The organism is Pseudoalteromonas sp. J010, from assembly GCF_003934235.1.
GTDB classification, from domain to species: Bacteria; Pseudomonadota; Gammaproteobacteria; order Enterobacterales; family Alteromonadaceae; genus Pseudoalteromonas; species Pseudoalteromonas peptidolytica.
On the sequence record NZ_RDBW01000039.1, the window covers coordinates 1 to 20,530 of the forward strand.

Genomic DNA, 20,530 nt, shown 5'->3' on the forward strand with positions numbered 1-20,530 from the left:
ATTTTGACGTACCTATTTTGACGTACCTATTTTGACGTACCTATTTTGACGTACCTATTTTGACGTACCTATTTTGACGTACCTATTTTGACGTACCTATTTTGACGTACCTATTTTGACGTCATTCCATCCTAAAAACCTACAGCAAAAAATTTTTTTGTGTTATTCTCAGCTTGTTTTTGTAACAAACCATATATTGGCTGTATTTAAATCTATATTTATCAACAAGATAAATTCTTATATGAATATTTTTTGAATAGCAGACCAAAAAAATTGTAGCGAATATGTAATTTACGGTGTATGGTTTGTTATTAGATGACAGCGTTGTCATCATCACTGGGCAGAAGTGATTTAAAAAACCAACAAAATGATTCAAGGGGAATCCTGTGTTAGCTAATAATTTCAAAAAAAGCTTACTTGCAGTTAACGTCAGCATCGCACTAGGTGCGGGCTTTTCAGGCGCTGTAGCTGCAGAAGAAAGTCAAAATCAAGTACAAGAAAATGTAGAAGTCATTGAAGTTCGCGGTATTCGCCGCTCTTTAGAAGCGTCAATGAACACAAAAAGATTTGCCAACTCCGTTGTTGATGCGGTGACTGCTGAAGATATTGGTGACTTCCCAGATAAGAACATTGCTGACTCTCTACAGCGTATCTCTGGTGTACAAATTAGCAAAGATTTTGGTGAAGGTTCTCAAGTGTCTATTAGGGGTACGGATCCTGATTTAACCAAAACACAATTAAATGGTCAGTCGGTTGCGTCAACAGGTTGGTATGTTTTAGATCCAGCCCGTCGTTCATTTAACTTTGAGCTGATGCCATCTGAAATGGTTTCAGGTCTAGAAGTATATAAAACGCCTCAAGCAAAATTGGATGAAGGTGGTGTGGGCGGTACTATAATCATGCGTACACGCAAGCCTCTAGATTTGGAATCTAATAGCTTTTTTGGCTCTGTTGAAGCACAGTATTCCGAATTATCAGAGAGTACAGATCCTGCTTTTTCAGGTTTAGCAAGCTGGAAAAATGAAGACGAGACTTTTGGTATTTTAGGAGCTATTTCTACTGCCGAGCGTCATACTGTCCGTCACCAAGGCGAAAACTATTGGACTTGGGGTAATGGTGTTGCGCATTTTGATCAGGAGCGTGAGCGTACGGCATATGACATTACAGCTCAATGGGCACCTAATGATTCGCTGGATATGGTTGCCCACTATTTCACTACAGAGCTAAAAGCAAACAACCAAAACAGTAACTACTTGATTATGCCTGGGCGTTCTGGTGCGGATTTAGAGGTCACTGCTACTAACGATGATCTGCCAGTTAAAGGTATTCATAGAACTGACGGCGCCACCGATTATGATGCTGTGATCGATGCTTACTATCGTGAAGCTACGATGGAAACAGAGGTACTAGACTTTACGGTTAACTACGAAACGGATGCCTACACACTAACTGTTCAGTTTGGTAAAACAGAAGCTACAGGCGGCACTGATAAAGAAGTTGGTGCACAGTGGGGTGGATATTCTGATGCTGAGTTTGAAATTACTTCAAAAGGGTTGGGTCACCGTTGGTTGAACCTAGACGGAACAGATGCTTCAGCTCTAAAGTTAGCAAATGATGAATTTATGGCCCCTTCGTTCAGTCGAAGCCCTAAGTATGATGAAGAAGCGTATTTACAAGCAGATATTAAATATCACCTAGACTCTGGTGACTTCACTTCGATTGAAGCAGGGTTTAAAGTAAGAGATCATGAAACTGGTCAAAAGAAAATTGCATCAAATTTCACAAATCAAAGTGCTTTTGACAATAAAACAGTAGCAGATTTTAATGGTGGTCTAACAGAATCAATGCTTCCCGAATCAGGGCCTGATGCAACGGTTGATAAGTTTTTAAAACCAGACCATGCAAAATTGCTTAACTTTATGTACTCTGACGCTGGTGTTTCTGAGTTTGAAGACCGAACTGGTTACTCCAAGCTAGAAGAAGATCATTTAGCCTTTTATGTTCAAGGTAACTTTAGTGGTGAAAACTATCGAGGGAACATTGGTCTACGCCATGTTTCAACTGATCTAACTGCAATTGCTTATGACCCTTCTTTAACTAAGTTAGTAGAGCATGAAAGCGAATACTCCGATTGGCTACCAAGTGTAAATATCGCGTATAATTTATCAGAAGATGTGATTCTCCGCGCTGCGGCCGCAAAAGTACTTGCACGACCAAAGTATACTGATTTGAGTCCAGCGTACTCAGGCTCTAATCCTACATTACAGCTTGTAAACCAGGGTAACCCTGAGCTAGATCCATTCCGCGCATCTCAGTTTGACTTTGGTGCTGAATGGTATTTTAACGAGTCTTCAATGCTCTCAGTTACATTCTTTAGTAAGTCATTAGAGTCGTTCGTGCTGCCCGCGACGGTAGAGAAGTTTGTTCCAGACGCTGATAATCCGGGGATATGGACTGTAACAACTCAAGAAAATGGCGGTAATGGTAATGTTGAGGGTATTGAAGTTCAGTATCAACAGGACTTTGGTAATGGCTTTGGTATTGTCACTAACTACACATACTCAGATGCTTCAGGCGAAGATAAAGATGGTAAGAAAGCTGACTTAGTTGGTAATTCTAGAAATACATTCAACATTTCAGGTTATTTCGAAAACGATCTAATTGCAGCGCGCTTAGCCTATAACTGGCGAGATGAGTTCTTCAATGGCTCTACATTTGGTACTCCAGATGTTGCTAGTTCTCGAGGCTACTTAGACGCGTCAATTGTTTATCATGTAACGGAAAACATTGACGTTTCTTTTGAAGCCGTTAACCTTTTAAATGAAGTTGAGCACACCACAGCAGGTATAACTAACAATACTAAATTCAACGCTGAGAATGGTCGACGCTACTTCGTTGGTGCTTCATTCCGTTTCTAAGCAAATTAGGTTTGCCAAAAAGAGAAGGAAGGCTTAGGCCTTCCTTTTTTATAGATAGTGCTAGAGGTAGATTAGGTAAATAAGTGAGTAGTGGCATGGTTAAAAAAGTATTAATTGTTGGAGGTGGCACCGCCGGCTGGTTAACAGCAGCTAGACTTGCCAAACAATTTATTGATAGTGGCAGTGACATAGAAGTGAGTATTGTTGAGTCAGCCAATATTCCAACTATTGGTGTGGGTGAGGGGACTTGGCCAACGATCAGAGATACGCTAAAAACTCTTGATATCTGTGAAACTGAATTTTTAAATACCTGTGATGCAACCTTCAAGCAGGGTGCTAAGTTTGTAAATTGGAAAAAAGTGTCTGATGAAAACGAGGATATTTATTATCGTCACTTGTTTACGTCACTTTACGATCCTTGGGAGTTTAACCTTGCGCCCTTTTGGTCGAGCGGTGTTGCTGGAGAATTACCATACTCTGAAGCTGTCAGTATGCAAGGAGATGTTTGTGAGCAGGGTAAAGCACCTAAAAATATAACGACACCTCAATATGAAGGGCTACAAGGGTATGCCTATCACCTTGATGCAGCTAAATTTGCCAATCTATTAAAAGATAAAGCTGTAAACAAAATGAAAGTCCGACACATTATCGCTGATATTGGACATGTTAGCGTTCAGAGCGATGGTAGTATTGAATATGTAGAAACGGTCACGGGTGAAAAATTACACGCTGACCTATTCATCGACTGTACAGGCTTTAAATGTTTATTGCTTGGTGACGCAATGAAAGTACCGTTCGTTGACCTATCGCATACTTTATTTGTAAATAGAGCTGTTGCTTTGCAAGTTCCTTATGAAAACCCCAACAGTCCTATTGCTTGTGAAACGATTTCTACTGCTCAGTCTGAGGGTTGGATTTGGGATATAGGATTGCAATCTAGGCGAGGGATCGGGTTTGTTTATAGTGATAAATATATCAGTAAGGATTGTGCAGAGCAGCGCATTAGAGAGTACGCAGGTATTAACACCGACGGCATTTCTGCGAAGCATTTAGAATTTCAAGTTGGTTATCGAGAAAAATTCTGGCACAAAAACTGTGTCGCTATTGGGCTTTCCGCTGCGTTTGTAGAGCCATTAGAAGCATCCGCTATTTTTTTAGTGGAAGCCGCTGTAAATATGCTATGTGACAAATTTCCTCATTCACAGCATGAATTTGAATTTATAGAGAAGCAATTTAATCGATCTTTTTTATTTCGGTGGAATAAAACCATCGAGTTTATAAAAATGCACTATGTTTTGTCTCAAAGAACTGATGGGCAGTTTTGGCTAGATAATAAAAATATTAACAGTATTCCTGACGAGCTGAGAAGTAAACTAGCCCATTGGCAGAATAATCCTTTAAGTAAGTATGATTTTGCAAGTGCTTTCGAGCCATTTGTCATGGATAGTTACCAATATGTACTTTATGGTATGGGTTTTAAGACAGAAGTTGATTCGAGTAGACTCAGTGCTGAGAAAACAAAAAAAGCACGTGCTATGTTTGCCGAAGTTAATAAATATAGAACCATAGTGCAGGAAAACCTGCCTAACCATAGGGAGCTTATAGAAAAACTAAAAGAGTACAAGTTTCCTAAGGTGTAATTATGAATGAAAAAATAAGTAACAGTGTACCCAAAAGTATCGCGATCATAGGCGGTGGCACTGCAGGTTGGATGAGCGCTATTTTACTAAAGTCAAATTGGGTTAATTCAAAAGTTATATTGATAGAGTCACCAGATGTGCCTGTAATAGGTGTAGGTGAAGGCTCAACACCTGCATTAAAATACTTTTTTCAATCACTAAATATCGATGAAAAAGAATGGATGAAAAGGTGCAATGCAACCTATAAGGTCGGCATTCAATTTCCAAACTGGTCAACAGTACCGGGCTATGAGAGTTACTTTCATCCATTTTTTTCAGCTCTGGATAGCCAAACAAGTACAGCTTTTGTAAAACAAGCAAAAAAGTGGCGACAAGGAGAGCGGGTTAATGTATTGCCAGACAACTTTTTTGTAGCAGCATCACTGGCGAAAAAACACAAAGCGATAATAACAAAGAAATCTTTGCCCATTGAGCTTGATTATGGTTATCACTTTGATTCCGCATTATTGGGTGATTACCTCAAAGAAAAAAGTATTGAGCGAGGTGTAATTTATCAAGAAGCGACAGTCGATAGTGTAATCCACAGCGATAAAAATATTGACTCTTTAGTGCTCGATACAAAACAGACTGTTACGGCGGAACTATTTGTAGATTGCACAGGCTTTTCTGGGGTTTTGGTAAATAAAGCCTTAAAAAGAGACTTTCATTCTTATAGCGATATGCTGTTTAACGATGCTGCAGTGGCTATTCAAACACCAAAAGTTACTGAGCAATTAGAAAGTAAAACTATCTCGGCTGCGATGAGCTGTGGTTGGCGTTGGCAAATACCGTTACGCAATAGAGATGGAAATGGCTACGTTTATTCAAGTAAATATTTGTCTAGTGATGAAGCTGAGCAAGAGTTAAGAAGCGTATTGCCGGAACAGGGCAAAGGGTGTCATGCAAGGCATATCAAAATGCGAGTTGGCCGGCTTAATGAACACTTTTTAGGAAACTGTTTAGCTGTTGGGCTATCACAAGGTTTTATCGAGCCTTTAGAAGCAACAGCACTTATGCTAGTACAATACACAGTGATGTCATACATTAATGGTGTCGAAAATGAATATAGCGCAGAAAAACTTAACAAAAAAATAAACGATCAATTTGATAGCGTGCGAGATTATGTTGTGTGTCACTACAAAATAAATTCCAAGGAAGGAAAGTATTGGCAAGACTGTAGAGAAAATAACAGTATCTCAGCTAATTTAAATGCGATATTACAAGCTTGGACTTCCTCCGATGATTTCGAATCCTCGTATAAAGAATTGCTCGGAGATTCGGCATATGCGAAAGCGTCATGGTATAGTATCTTATGTGGAATGGGGTTATCTGATTTGGATATTGAGGCCCGAACAACATTAGACTCGCTTGCTACAAAAGCGTTAGCTTATTGTGAGGACACTGCGGAACTATTTATTGACCAGGCTGAGCTATTTGCTAGCGACACCACCCGGTGAAATATCTAGTAAAGAGACTGTAGCTGACTTTATGCTTTATTAACCACTTATGAATTTTACTAATAGTTATTGATGGAGCTTATATGACAGCGCATCAATCAAACCCGCAGAACGATGAATATCATCGGTATTAAGTTAACTGTCGAATGAATCGGGCTGGGTTGCCTGCAAACATCGTGTTGGCAGGCACATCTTTTGTTACAACACTTCCAGCTCCAATGACGGCATTGTCTCCAATTGTTACGCCTTTATTGATGATAGCGCCATAGCCTACCCAAACATTGTGACCGACTTTTACAGGTTTAACGATGAGTTTAGTGACTTCGTCTGGGGCGTTTCTGTTTGTTAGGGTGTGTCCATCACAGTCCATGATAACAACGTTTGGACCAAATAAAGCATTGTCGCCAATTTCAACACTTTGATAACTCACTATAGCCGTTCCTTGTAGGCAGGCATTATCACCAATACGTATTTTGCCGCAGGCGTAATCGGGGCGTTTTACCGCGGTAAGTTTTACAATATCATTGGGAAATGCGGCTGCACTACTTGAGTCTAGTAGCGCGTCTTTGCCTATTTTAATCGAGTCGGTGAACGCTTCTACACTGATTTTTGAAGGAAGAGTGGCCGTATTCTCATATATTTCGACATAGCTAAACTTTGGTTTGCCCAAAATGTTGGGCTTCGAAGCAAATATTTGATTGCTATCATGTATAAGGTTGAGCCACAAGTGTGACTCCGTGCTCTGTGGAAAGGTATGGTTCAAAAATTTAGGCATTATGTGGTACTTCCTTTAATTTTGTAGCCTGATTAGCTATCGCTGATGAAACCTTGCCCATATTTCTAATTTTTGCTGAAGCTAAACCAATAATACAGATGAGCGCTGTGGTTACTCCCAATAAGGTTGTGATCTGTGACACTTCAAATCTATCTAACAAAGTACCAAGCAACATTGAAGAAAGTGGGATCAAGCCATGGATAGCAAATAATACCAGAGCAATCGCACCTGATAATTTCTCAATTGGGACATTTACCTGATACCAAGTGGTACCAGCAACAACAGTAAAACCTGCGGCACAGCCAATGGCAACTAAGCTGATGCAAAGTAGTACGAGTGAAGACTGAAAACCAAGCTGGATAAATACAATCGCAGTAAGCAAATCTAGTACTAAGATATATTTTCCTAAATTCTGCATATTTGGCTTACATATCGCGACCAAAGTGGCACCGATGAAGGTGCCGATCCCTTGGCTTGCCAATAGATAGCTTAATGCCGATTCATCCATATTTAAAGTTACCTTAACAAGGTAAGGAAGCATGATAAAAAGCGGCCCGTGAATAAGGATGGAAATCAACATTAAATACAACAGAATAATTTTAAGATTTGGATGTGTGAAACTATATTGAAAGCTTTTGAGCATAGATCGAAAGACAGATGACGATGTCCTAGACAGCTCTTTGTCTTGATGACGGATTTTTAATGTACAGCATGCTGCTAGTGTCACCAGTATGGCATCTAGAAAGAATGCCACAATAAGATGTTCAATATCTGTGCGAAATAGCCCATTAACTTCTAAATAAGATTTTATGCCTAGCAGGGAAAGCCCCACCAATACAGGCGCACAGGCTTGGATCACAAAACTGCTACCCATCGTCAGTACGTTGGCTTTTAGAATATGTTCAGGTAATACGATACGAGGAATAAACGACTGATTTGCAGGAAAACCAAGGGCGGAAAAGCCTCCCGCAAAAAGTGCGAAAGAGATGAGTAACACGAGCGATGGTTCATATAGGTATAAGCATAGTGCAAACAGTAGTGTACTTAACGCAAAGCCAAAGCGTGATATCTTAATTACGAGCAGAGGAGAGTATTTGTCTGCGATTGATCCTCCCAACAATATAAACAAACTATGCGGTATACCAAAGCACGCCATGATCACAGCAAGGGTTGTTGGGTTGTTATTGGCAACAGACAGCGTTAACCATGGCAGGGCGATAAGCGTAAAATATGCACCTATCTGGGTTAGCATTACGCCAACCCAATGAAGGTGAAATTCACTATTTTTTGATAGTGACGGCATACTACTTTATGCTTCCTGATTGGCAAAAACCAACAAAGCGCCACACATCATATTGTTTTGATTTAGCGGGCACTTCATTACGAGTCCACCATTTTGCTTCAAATAACGCATGTTGATAAACCGCTTTTTGTTTCGCTCGGTAAACGGTGTTGCTTTGCCACGAGTTAATATTGTCACATTCTAATGCAGTACTCTGATCCCCAGTCCAGCTGGTTGAGATTTCAGGCCAAAATTGCAAGAACTCAATACTTGGTGCAGGAGTTCGTGCCCGCTCTTTTTCTTCAGCTGTCCAACTGCGATTTTGTTCTTGATGGCATGTCTGGCAAGTCATCGTATTATCGCTCCATTGCCTATTCGTTCTGATGATCAAAGGTGTATCGTCAGACGGGTCGTCATTGTTCCACTGCGTATACAACTGCTCCATGTTTTGCTCTCTAAGTAGCCACTGTGCTTGACCTTGAGTCCACTCATGCCAATGAAAATCAGGCCAGAATTTTGCCCCTAGCAAGTTTCTTGCAGTATCAAAATCACCAGCTTTTATCGAATAGTCCATAACAGTCGTTAAAAAGACTAAGCGATTGAATGAAAATCTAGGATCATCTCCACAGCTTCTAAACAGCAGATCTTGGTTACAAATACCTAACCCTTGCATTAAATAGCCGTAGCCTTTGAAAAATCGAGGAGGCTCATTAAAGTAACTGGAGGCAAGCGTTATCGAATGGAATCCGGGGCTTACTGAAAACCACTGTTCATGCTCTTGATCTATCAATGAGCGGCTTAGCGTATCTTGATGTACCCCAGCTAACCAGCGCCTAGCTAAGGTAGTCCAGCCGCCAAGAATTGAAGAAAGTCGCATTGTTTTTTTGGTACTGGTTGGTTGTTTGGCTTGTAACTCTATTTCATGAGATAGCAAAATAGCTCTAGTACTGTAGAAGCCGGTAAGGATGAAATAATACAGTGTATTTGGATCAGAGTATGATACCTCACTACCTAGCCAAAGCCTTGAGCTAGCGACAAGGGTCAGTGTCATTACATTGCCCGGATCTGTAATTAAACTTTCAACGAGTGCGTTGCCGGCGTCAACGCCTTGCTCTGGTTGGACATTAAACGCATGGTGGAACTGAGTATGCGATGCTAGCTGCTCATTTACATTAAGGCTATCGTAAGCAAGTACTTGATTTACTTGCCTGCCAAGCGTTTCACGTACCTGATGTGCCCAAGTATGAAGGGTAGCCACTTTTTCTAGGCGTTCAAGGTAATAGAGTGCAACTATGCTATGTTCTAGCGATGTTGGTGTTGGGGGTTTGCTGGTGATAAGAGAGCTGGACAAATATCTTATCGCAGCCAGTGCGATGACGTTTTCAGCATGTGGGTTTTCTAAATAAGTAATTTGAATTGCATCATCAATGGTATGACTACTTTGCTGTGTTACAACAGCGCTCAGTTGTCTATTTACCGCATCAAACTGCGTTTTGGTTAGCCCTAATTGCTGATGATACAAGTCAGTGTCGTAAAATGCTTCAAGTTTGAACTCTGTATTGTTGCTACTTGCAAGTGCGAAATTGCAAAATGCAAATACCATTAAATAAATATATCTCATTGCTACATTCCTTTTAGATTGTTTATATATTTTTCTATAAGTGTTGTTATTTGTTGTTCGTTAAATAGCATTGCGCTGTAACCGACAAATACATGTTGCTGGCCTTGCTCGAAATAAATTGAGATGTACAAACTGTAAGGGCTTGACATTGTTTCTTCAGATACAACAAATGGAATTTTGTGCTTGAGCTTGGTGTGCCAATCTTCTAGCTTGGTGACAGTATGGGGGTTACTTGAGGTGTTTAGTTCACCTTGGTAATTGAAACTAAAATCAGCAGGTTGTAATACTGGTAGTGCTGATTTGACTTTGTCATCTGGATTTAAGTGCGACAATGCGTAGTATCCAGTCGCGTTGTGAGGGGCAGATGCCAAAAAGGTATCGATATACACAGCGGTACTGTGTATTGACTCGAATGCGCATGACTCAAGAAGCAAATTCACCGGTGAAATTAAGTAGCCCACGATAGCTTCCGCAGAAACACCAAGGTACTGGTTAAACCGATTGAATTGAGAAAGCTCAATAGCAAATTCGTTAAGCTCAAAAGTGGTTTTCAGCGCGTTTGCCAGAGCGGCTGTGTGTATAGTGGATTGTGAAATACCAAGCTGTTTCGCGCTAGCACTAATTTGTGCACTGAGCCCTTTAGGGAGCGCAGAGACAGTATGGCGCTGAGCATCTCCTTGATTGGCTTTCATCACTTGCTCTACAGGGAATAGCCTGTCACTTTGCTGCTTTGCGGCCTGCTGCCAAAAGGCAATATCGGCTTGCCACTTACCCGAACTAAAGGGTTGACTAAAATAGTCATTATACGCATTAGCAAAGTCGATATAACGATCTTTTTGGAGCTGGCATGTTGTAGCTCCAGCTTTTAAGGCGGTGATAATACGTTCTAGGTGTCGTGCTAAAACCTCCATACTAAAGCCATCAAAAATCAAATGATGTAGTGACAGTGTAACAAACACACTGTTACCTTTCTTAACATAAAATAATCTTAATAAGCTTGATGTTAAACGGATTGTTTGTACTTCTTTTGTGATAAAGGCTGCGACTTGATCAAGCGCTAAATGGGATAGATCAAAGCAAATTTTTTGAGACAGGGTGGCCTTTACACTTTCAATATATTCGTTGCTTTTTTTGACATCAAACCTTGTTCTAAATGCAGGGTGGTGGGAGATAAGTAGAGTAATTGCGCGATTGAGCAAATCAAAGGTTAGTTTGTTATCTTCATCCGCAAGCGCCATAGAGTGATTGACAACCCATAGGTGATGCTCTCCCCCCATCGCGAGTAAATATTGACGATTTGGTAAACTGGGGAGTGGGATAATTTCCTCATCTTGATAATGGTGCTCATCAAGGCGCAAATCTAGAGTCACTAAATGCTCAGACTGGGTTTGCTCGACAAGGCCGGCCATGTGATCTAAGCAAGGGTTTTGGATAAACGCTTTTATTGTAATAGAGATCCCTAGCGTATGATTGATGCTTGCAATTAAGTCAATCACTTGAATTGAGTTACCCCCAAGCTCAAAAAATGACTCAAACGGATCAAAAACATCAACGTTTAGCTTACGTTGCCAAAGCTGTACGAGCACTTTTGGATAGTGTTGAAGCGAGCCTTGTGTAGGTTGCTCGTGATTCACGTATTTACTTTGCTTAGTCAGAGCAAGTTTATCCGTTTTGCCGTTCGGGGTCAGTGGCAACTGTGGTAGTATTGTGATTTCAGCAGGCTGCATAAAGTAGGGTAATCGCTCTGCGATATACTGGCGCAACGCGACGAGGTTTATCTCTGTGTTTGGCTTCAAAACGATAAAAGCAGAGAGTTTTTCTGTTTGGCTTAACACGATAGCAGCTGCATCAATATCAGGGTATTGAGAAATCGTATTCTCAATCTCTGAGATCTCTATTCTAAAACCATTTAGCTTAATTTGTTGGTCGATACGTCCTTGATATATTAATCTGTCGCAGCTATCTATCTTGACTAAATCTCCTGTTTTGTAGGCACTAATGTGACCCTGATCGTGAGCAATTGAGATAAACTTATCAGAGGTTTGCTGAGCTTGGTTCAAATAGCCATTAGCGAGACCATCACCAGCAATCAATAATTCTCCGGTAACACCGGGTGGTACGAGCTGTAGGTGCTGATTAACAACATAGAATTGTGTGTTGGCTATAGGTTTGCCGAGGTGGATGTCGTCATCATGACCTAATAATGCAACTGAAGACCACACCGTAGTTTCTGTCGGCCCGTACATATTCCACAAAGCAACAGCCTGTATGTTCAGGTACTGTTTTAACTCCAAGGGAAGTGCTTCTCCACCACTTAATACTGTTGTGTTTTCATGCAATTGCACATTAAAACTTTTAAGCATATTTAGTGAAGAAGGAGTCGCTTGAATAAAGTTAACCCCTGCACGATTGATTAATGACTGTAGCTGCTGCGGATCTTTGCTTTGAGCGTTAGTGGCCAAGTGCACGGTACCACCCGCGAGCAGCGGTAAATATAGTTCCAACACATGAATATCAAAGGAAATTGAAGTGATTGCTAGAGCTGATGTTTGTTCATCAAGCGCAAACGTTTCCTGCATTGCGTATAAAAAATTTCGTAATGCAAAATGAGATATTGTTACGCCTTTTGGTTTGCCAGTAGAGCCTGAGGTATAGATGATATATGCAAGAGAGTTGGTATTAATACGCACCGCAGGCAGGTTTTTTTCATTATTGACATCAAAATCTGCCTGCAAGCATTGCACGGTGACATCGAAGGATTGGCAGTGTTCTAACAATACGGGATCGCACAAGATGAGTTGCGTATCCGAATCGTCTACCATATGGGCAATTCTGGCAGTGGGGTAGTTGGGGTCTAATGGTAGATAGGCATGACCGCTATGTAAAATGGCCAACATGGCAGCAATCATGTGTACTGAACGATGACAATATACACCAATAAAGCAGTTTGCATCGAGCGCCTGGGTTTGGATAAGTGCTGAATATTGCTTAACCAGCGCTTGCAGCATTTGATAACTGTATGTTCCAGATTGGTCGACTATGGCTATTTTATCTTTGTGGCGAGCAAAGGATTGCTGTAGCGCAAAAGGTAAAATATCGCGGTGGCTATAATCTCGCTGTACACCTTGCCAAGCCTGTTGCAAAGTTGCTTGCTGCTGCGGCGCGATAAGTGTGATAGCAGACATAGGTTGCGTCGCGTTTTGAAGTAAAGTATCTAAAACATTAGAAAAATTCTCGGCGAGCCGTTTGATGGTTTGATGATGATATAAATCACACGCATATTCCCATTCCAACAGCAAAGAATCTGGCTGCTCAAAAATATCCAATGTTAAGTCAAATTTTGCTTTGCGAAATTGTGTCTTTGTTGGGGTGATTTCTATATTTTTTAGCGTGGGCACAATCGGCTTCATATTGTGCATAGCAAGGAAAACATTAAATAGAGGAGGCTGATTGTGATGCCTAGTAATGGGTAGCTTCTCCAATAACACTTCAAATGGCAGGTGGGCGTGTTCAAAAGCATCTGTGGTCTGAAGTTTTGCTTCCTCCACCAACTCAGTAAAACATTTATTAAAGTCAATATGCTGTCTCATGACAACTGTATTGGCGATAAACCCAATGAGTGTTTGTAATTGAGCATGATCGCGATTGGCAACGGGCGTACCGATGACAATATCGGACTCGTTACTGTAAAACGCCAGTAGCACATTAAATACGCTATAAACCACGGTAAATGGCGTACAAGCATGTGCTTTGGCAAATGCTTTTATACTTGAAAGCTGACTGCTCTTTATTGAGCTGGTATAAAAATGTGCGCGAAGATCAGAGTGAAGTGGCCGACTGTTATCGCAAGGAAAAGTGACATTCGTGGCACAGCCTTCAAGCTTTTTTTGCCACCACTGGCTAAGTAAGTCTAGCTGCTTTGGTGTTAATATCGCTCGCTGCCACCTTGCATAGTCAATGTAGCTGATTGACTCCGGCTGTGGCTTGTAAGCTCTCCCATCAATTAATTGTTCGTATCGTTTTGCTACTTGCTGACAAAATAGTGCAATAGACCAACCATCAGCAGCAATATGGTGGATCACAAACACAAAGTAATAGGCGTGAGGAGCTTTTTGAAAAACTTCGACACGAATAGGGCTTTGGTGGCGCAAATCAAAGGGGGTCTCTACACGCTGTTGAATTGCGCTAAATATTGCCTCTTCACTTAATTTTGTACACAAGTGCAGGTGATAGACGTCAGCACTGGCAGGTGCTTGACGTTGCACTATGGTATTCTCTGTTTTTTCATATTGTGTCGTGAGCGCACTATTACAATCAATAACTTGCCTCAGCGCCTGTTCAAAAGCTACTTGGTTCAGCGCGCCTTTGAGCGCAAATATTTTAGTAAGATGATACTCAGTAGCGCCGTCGCGCAGGGAGTCTGCCAGCCACATACGCTGTTGTTGAAACGACACCTCCGCTTGTTTAACAGCATGGTTTGACGAGATAGGCTGCGCCAGCTGTTGTATCAGTTGTTTTAGCTTATTACGCTTAATTAGTGAGATAAGGTTTTGCTTCTCAGCCTTTATTTCGTCAATGAGTGCGGCGCTTGGTTGAGTTTTGGCGTGTAACTCAAGTTGATCATCAGCACTTAGCGAAAATGAAATCCCAAGTGTACGGCATTTTTCAATTAACTGTTCCATTACAACATGACCTTTACAACTTGCTCATCGGTAACTGTATCGATAGCTGACAGCTGATCATTGTAAAGCGTGGTAATAAAGTTGGTCAGTTTTGCCACCGAGTCATGCTTCATAACTAAAGAAGCGGGTAACGGATCATCACAAAGTGCTTGTAATCTTTGCTTAAGTTCGATTGCCATTAACGAGTTAAGACCGTAGTCGAACACGCTTGCACTGCTCTCAATGTTATTTGCGTCTTGTAGCCCAAGTACAGTAGCTAAATCACACTTTATCCGACTTTCAATTAATGTTTGTCGAGCCGCTGAATTTGCAGTGTGTAATTGGGTTTTGATGGGATCTTCGTTTTGTTCTGGTGTTGATGTCTGAAAGTGTGAAAACACTGTGCTGCCAGTCGCCAGTTTGGCATCTTGCCAATCAACTTTAAAAATACCAATTTGTGACATCGCACTGGATATTGTGCGTTCTAGCTCTTCGATCCCTTCTTTTGAGGTGAGTGGATACATGCCAGCTTGTTGCATTGCTTGCTGTTCTAATTCAGAAAGTTGTGCCGCCATTCCCGCCTCTAACCAAGGACCCCAGTTTAAGCTAAGCGCAGACTTTCCTTGCTGTCTTCTTGCGATACACAAGCCATCCATAAAGGCATTCGCAGCCGCATAGTTTGCTTGTCCCGCCCAGCCAACAATAGCAGCGATAGAAGAAAAACAAACAAAGTAGTCTAATGACAGGGCGTGAGTGGCAAGGTGTAAATACCATGCACCATTAACTTTTGGTGCCAGCACTGAATACATGTGTTCTGCACTTTGGGATGAAAATGTTGCATCTTTTAAGACACCAGCTGCATGGAAAACTCCTTTTAGTGGCGCACCTGAATGCGCAATATGCTCGATGACTTTTACGACATCGTCGTACTGGCTAATATCAGCTTGAATGTATTGAATAATACACCCCGACAGTGCAGCTTTTTGGATTGTGTCGTTTAGGCTATCGCTAAGGGCGCTTCTACCAGAAACAAAAATATGCTTTGCCCCTTTTTCGTATAACCAGTTCACCACCTCAAGACCAATCCCTCCTTGCCCTCCAGTAACTAGATAACTGCCCTTATCAAATTGCTCTGACGGTGTATGCCGCTTACGTGCAAAAGTCGGTAATGTGTCGAACTTAACTGACAAATATTCCGCTGCTAGCTCAGTCGGCAGGGCATTAACAGAAATGCAGTCTGAGGGTTGTTTCAGTACTCGGTCATCATTATTGAGCAATTCAACGATTTGTACTGTCAGTCCATGTAGTGCGTGGATAGATTGGCTGTTATCTAACTGTATGGTTGGCTTGATAAAAGTATAGTCATCATGACTTAACTGTGTTGTTGGTGGGGGAGTGATACAGATGATATGGGCACCATAACATAGTCTCGCCTGTATCGAATTTGGTATGCTCGTGGCCGGATCTAGCACTAAAGTTGCAATTGATTCAGTTGTCTCACTCTTGTCTGTGGAGTCAATAACATGCACAACGCGCCCAGCGGTCTTTAAACAAGATATCGCGACAAAGCTTTCAATGGTGGACGGATTAAAAAAGCTGACAGCAGTGGTTTGTGTAAGCAGTGTTTGCACCAACGCCAAAGCTCGGTGTAATACAGCTAAGTGCTCAGTTAACCATGTCGCACTTACGTCAGGCAGTGACACAAACGGCAAAGCGTCATCGATATAATTGGTAACACCGGCATTGGCGAATACAAGCTTGGGTTTTGTGTGATCCGCAAGCTGATAAATAAAGCAACTAGGTCTATTGCTTAATGCTGCTCGACTAATTGATACCGCCTGGACGGGGGTGATGGCTTTGTCATCATTCATTTGTGCATAAGCCACCCAACAGTTGTCATCCATGAGCCACTGGTAATGGCCGGTGGGCGTTGTGGAAATGGTGAAATCTTTTGACTCAGTGCAGGCTTCGGAGCTTAAGTGGTCAAGTTTTTGTACAAAAACATCGCCATGACGGATAGCCATTTCCGTATCGTTCAGTTGTTGTGCTAGGAGCAGTCGGTTAAGTGTTTCAGCACTAGAAGGCTTAGCATCAATATCGAGTAAGGTTACTTTAAATTGTTGGTTTTCTGTAGAAAATACTCTCAGCATACCCCATATTGCGCTTTGCTGCGGGTTAACCTCTGTGTCTTCAGCACCTTGTGCATGTTTGGTGATAATCACGATTTCTAATGACTTACCCCAATTGGCAGTTTGGATAGCTTGAAAGTAATAAAGTGGCGCAACTAAAGCGCGTTCGATAACCGTTTGTGAAAGGCTGCCATTGCGCATTTCTATTTTTGCTAAATGACTAACATCAACAATTAGGCGCTCAGTGTGACTGAGATAGGGTTGTAGTTTTTCAATGAGTGACGCTGAGTCATCATCTGACGTGATATGCACCACTGAGTTATTTTTAAGAACGTGAAGAGCCGAGAAATCAGTATTTTCAGCTAAAATACTCACGGTATTTGGCTGAGTATCTCCTGTACCCTGCGTTACTGGAGCGTGTTGCCAAGTGTAATGATATTTGAGCTCCTTTAATGAGTCTAATTGATGTTGAGTATTAGGTTTTAACTCAATCCCTTTAATGGCAACACAGAGCTGGCCGTCCAAAGTATAAATATGGAGATCGCCAATGCAAATTGGATCGCTGAGAAGGGTAATGTCAAGCACTGAAAAGCAACGATTTGTGGGCTTTTTGTAAAAGGTAAATTCGCTGATTTTAACCGGTAAGTAGGACTTATTAACAAGTTGAAAAAAGCTCTGAAAAGCGCCATCAAGTAACATTGGGCTTAGCATAACTTGTGAGTCATCTTGAGACTCACAGTGTATTTCGACGATGACTTGTGATGATGACTTCCAGCACTGTAGTACACTTTGAAATTGCGCTTGGTAATTCATATCAAGCTGGTGGCAATGGGCATAGAAGTCGGCCTTACTTATGGCTTGTGGAAATTGTTGTATAGTGTCGCTTAAAGTGTCACCTTGATGGCAGTCTCTTTCATGCGTATCTAAGGTAAAGCGGGATTGTTGATGCCAAGTATCAGCCTCTAAACTAGACAATGAAATTGTCCCATTTTGAGTATGGTAGCGAGTCTCTATGGTAATATCTTCATCGCCAAGATACAGAGGCCGATTAAATTCAATGTCGCAGAGCGTGAACTGAGCATGTGGCTCTGGCTGTTGCGTGCGGGCAAATTGTAGTGCCGCTTCAACATAGGCTGCACCAGGATAAATCACCTCAGTACCAACTTGGTGACCTGACCAATATGGCTGTTTTTTCACGTTAACTTTGGTTTGGAAAATGGGTTGATGACTGAGTAACTGTTGACCCAGTGTGGGTAAACAGAGGTCAGAAAAAGCATCGCGTTTTTGTTTGTTTTCAACTCGTGCGAGTTGAACATCAGGATGTTCAAGCCAGTATGATTGGTGCTGCCATTGATAATTAGGAAGCTTGATAGTGTGATTTGGAAAGCAGTTTATTGCGTTGAGTGCCAGCTTAGGAGCTAACAAACCAGATACCGCTAATGCGCCTAATGCGGCTGCAAACTGGACTTCATCGTCTTCATTTCGAAGGATAAGCGGTGTGGTGAACACAGAAAGGTCTGAAGCAACTTGCTTGATCACGTTACAGAGCACGGCATGAGGGCTTATTTCAATAAAGTTTCTTACTCCGTTATCAAGCAGTGTATTTATCGCTTTTTCAAAATAAACAGGTTCGCGGACGTTCCTCGGCCAGTACTCAGCGTGCCAATCTTGCTGTTGGGTAAGTGAGCCTGTCACTGTGGAATACAGTGCAATGCTCGGCTCAGATGGAGACAGAAGGGCTAAAGCATCTAACAACGGTTGCTCTAGCTTATCCATAACAGGGCTATGATAGGGCACGTCAACATTGAGAAACTTTGCAAACTCGCCCTCGGCATCTAACTGTGCTGCAATTTCACTAAGTGTGTCGGTATCACCAGCAAGTGTGACGGCGGTGCTACTATTGATAGCTGCGATAGAGACTTTGTTTGGGTATTCGTGACAAAGCGTTTGTGCTTGTGCTTGCGAAATCCCAACTGCCAGCATCTTTCCTTCACCTGTGGTCGTTTGCTGTAGCCGACTGCGATGGTAGATGATGCGAATAGCGTCTTCGAAGCTGTATACGCCAGCGCAATAGCTTGCGGCAACTTCACCGGCGCTATGGCCAACGATGGCATCGGCTTTAATACCGTATGAAGTTAATAATTGAAACAAAGCGATTTGACAGGCAAAAATTGCAGGTTGTGCATACTGGGTTTCATGGATCTCGTCACCGCCATTGTGCATTTTATCGATCAATGACCACGACACATAGTGCTGCAATGCGCTATCAACTTTATCTATCTCTTGTTTAAATATTTTGCTGCTGCAATACAGGGCTTTGCCCATCGTTTGCCAAGTAGTTCCCATACCGGAAAAAACCAAAGCAGTAGGAGATGATGCGCTCTGCTGAGAAGTTGCACTTCGAAAGACTTTATTGGGGCGCTCGAGAATGAAGTCTTCAAGTTGTGCCATCAAAGTCTGCTTATCTCTGGCCGTGAATACCACTCTGTTTTTAAAAGCGGTGCGCAATAGTACCGAGTTACGGCAGAAGTCGGGGAGCTCATGGGTTGCTAAAGGCGCTAAATAGTCTAAATACGCTGAGACTTGCGCTGTCAATGCCGCTGCCGACTTTGCACTAACAAAAAGTTGTAGCACACCTGCATGCTCGGGGTTTGAGGTAGGGGTTGGAGTTGCTTGCTCTACCACTACATTTGCATTTGTTCCACCAAATCCAAATGAATTCACAATTGCGCGCCGAGGTGTATCATCGGCTCTATCAGGCCAAGGCGTATTCTCCGTGACTACTTTTATATTTAACTGTGCCTCATTGATGGCTGGATTTATGGTGTGACAGTGCAGTGTTTTTGGGATTACGCCGCTGTTCATTGCATTAATTGTTTTAATTAAGCCAGCTAATCCTGCGGTGGGCTCGGTATGGCCGATGTTGCTTTTAACAGAACCTATTAGGCATGGCATTAAGTTGTTATCTCGAATGCCCAAAACACTACCCAAAGCATTGACCTCGATAGGATCACCCACAGCTGTGCCAGTGCCATGTGCTTCGGCATAATCAATATCGTGGCCACTCAAACCTGCAAATTCCAATGTTTTTGACAACAAACGCTGCTGCGCTAGACCATTTGGTACAGTGATCCCATTTGTTTGCCCGTCTTGATTCGTGCCACTTGCCTTAATGACAGCTAGGATTGGATCATGATCATTGATTGCATCAGAGAGTTTTTTTAATACCACGACTGCAACGCCTTCACTTCGAACATAGCCATTCGCGTCACTCGAAAAACTTTTACACAAGCCGTCAGGTGAAAGCATAGACGCTTTGCAAATGGACATTGTCATTTCAGGTCTAAGCAGCAGATTGACGCCACCGGCAAGCGCTATATGGCTATCTCCGTGTAGGATTGCCTTACATGCTAAATCAAGCGCTACGAGTGATGAGGAGCAGGCGGTATCGAGAGTTAAGCTAGTACCATGGAAATCAAAACAATAAGACACTCGGTTTGCCGTCAGCGTCATCGATGAGCCCGTTGCTGAGTGACTTGAAACGTAATCATGTGCGCAGCTTGCAGTTTGCAGTTGCTCAAAGTCGTGCATAAATTGCCCCATGAATACGCTGGTGTCACTGCCTTTTAATTGTTCGATGTCTAGCCCTGCGTTTTCTAGCGCTTCGTAAGTTGCTTCAAGTACCCAGCGTTGTTGAGGGTCAATATATGGGGCTTCTTTTGGTGAAATGCCAAAAAATGGGGCGTCGAATAATGATAAACCAGATAAGAATCCTCCATTTTTTACATACATTTTTCCTGACTTTTCACGATCGCTGTCATAATAGGCACTAATATCCCAGCGCTCTTTTGGTATTTCGGTGATGCCATTACCCCCAGCCAATAAAAACTGGTGAAAGTCAGAAGGTGCATTGTTGTCTCCGGGGAGTCGGCATGAAACACCGATGACAGCGATGTCATTGTTTGGCATAGTTGCAGTTTGATTGTTGTTCATTGTTGTTACTCCAAA

8 protein-coding genes are annotated in these 20,530 nt (G+C 42.1%); 3 read left to right on the plus strand and 5 right to left on the minus strand.

Going from position 1 to position 20,530, the window contains the following annotated elements:
- The first annotated feature begins 386 nt into the window (after nt 1-386).
- From EAG18_RS18730 to EAG18_RS18740, 3 genes are all read left to right on the plus strand, one after another.
- Complete coding sequence (locus tag EAG18_RS18730; protein WP_125253886.1) at nt 387-2,918, plus strand: TonB-dependent receptor; 2,532 nt, start codon at nt 387-389, stop codon at nt 2,916-2,918.
- A gap of 95 nt (nt 2,919-3,013) precedes the next feature.
- Nucleotides 3,014-4,558 (plus strand): tryptophan halogenase family protein, encoded by a 1,545-nt coding sequence (locus EAG18_RS18735; RefSeq protein ID WP_125253887.1) that lies wholly within the window; start codon nt 3,014-3,016, stop codon nt 4,556-4,558.
- A 2-nt stretch (nt 4,559-4,560) separates the two neighbouring features.
- Nucleotides 4,561-6,054 carry a tryptophan halogenase family protein gene (locus EAG18_RS18740; protein WP_125253888.1) on the plus strand — a complete coding sequence of 498 codons (1,494 nt, stop codon included), beginning with the start codon at nt 4,561-4,563 and terminating at the stop codon, nt 6,052-6,054.
- Between the two features lie 130 nt (nt 6,055-6,184).
- Here EAG18_RS18740 and EAG18_RS18745 read toward each other — a convergent pair whose 3' ends face one another.
- The 5 genes from EAG18_RS18745 to EAG18_RS18765 are packed head-to-tail and all read right to left on the minus strand — an operon-like array spanning nt 6,185 to nt 20,515.
- Nucleotides 6,185-6,829, minus strand: a complete 645-nt coding sequence (locus EAG18_RS18745) for an acyltransferase (RefSeq protein WP_125253889.1) — start codon at nt 6,827-6,829, stop codon at nt 6,185-6,187.
- Entirely contained in the window at nt 6,822-8,132 is a 1,311-nt protein-coding gene (locus tag EAG18_RS18750; protein WP_125253890.1) for an MFS transporter, read from the minus strand. The genes EAG18_RS18745 and EAG18_RS18750 overlap by 8 nt, the downstream gene beginning before the upstream one ends.
- 1 nt (nt 8,133) lies before the next feature.
- Nucleotides 8,134-9,732: a hypothetical protein gene (locus EAG18_RS18755; protein ID WP_125253891.1), complete on the minus strand. Its 1,599-nt coding sequence runs from the start codon at nt 9,730-9,732 to the stop codon at nt 8,134-8,136.
- Between the two features lie 2 nt (nt 9,733-9,734).
- Nucleotides 9,735-14,414, minus strand: a complete 4,680-nt coding sequence (locus EAG18_RS18760) for a non-ribosomal peptide synthetase (protein ID WP_125253892.1) — start codon at nt 14,412-14,414, stop codon at nt 9,735-9,737.
- A complete protein-coding gene (locus tag EAG18_RS18765; protein WP_125253893.1) occupies nt 14,414-20,515 on the minus strand; it encodes a type I polyketide synthase in 6,102 nt (2,033 codons plus the stop codon). The genes EAG18_RS18760 and EAG18_RS18765 overlap by 1 nt, the downstream gene beginning before the upstream one ends.
- Between the last annotated feature and the right edge of the window lie 15 nt (nt 20,516-20,530).

Coding starts and splice junctions, on each gene's coding strand:
- EAG18_RS18735 (WP_125253887.1), top strand. CDS start 3,014: ATGGTTAAAAAAGTATTAATTGTTGGAGGTGGCACCGCCGGCTGGTTA.
- EAG18_RS18740 (WP_125253888.1), top strand. CDS start 4,561: ATGAATGAAAAAATAAGTAACAGTGTACCCAAAAGTATCGCGATCATA.
- EAG18_RS18745 (WP_125253889.1), bottom strand. CDS start 6,829: ATGCCTAAATTTTTGAACCATACCTTTCCACAGAGCACGGAGTCACAC.
- EAG18_RS18750 (WP_125253890.1), bottom strand. CDS start 8,132: ATGCCGTCACTATCAAAAAATAGTGAATTTCACCTTCATTGGGTTGGC.
- EAG18_RS18755 (WP_125253891.1), bottom strand. CDS start 9,732: ATGAGATATATTTATTTAATGGTATTTGCATTTTGCAATTTCGCACTT.
- EAG18_RS18760 (WP_125253892.1), bottom strand. CDS start 14,414: ATGGAACAGTTAATTGAAAAATGCCGTACACTTGGGATTTCATTTTCG.
- EAG18_RS18765 (WP_125253893.1), bottom strand. CDS start 20,515: ATGAACAACAATCAAACTGCAACTATGCCAAACAATGACATCGCTGTC.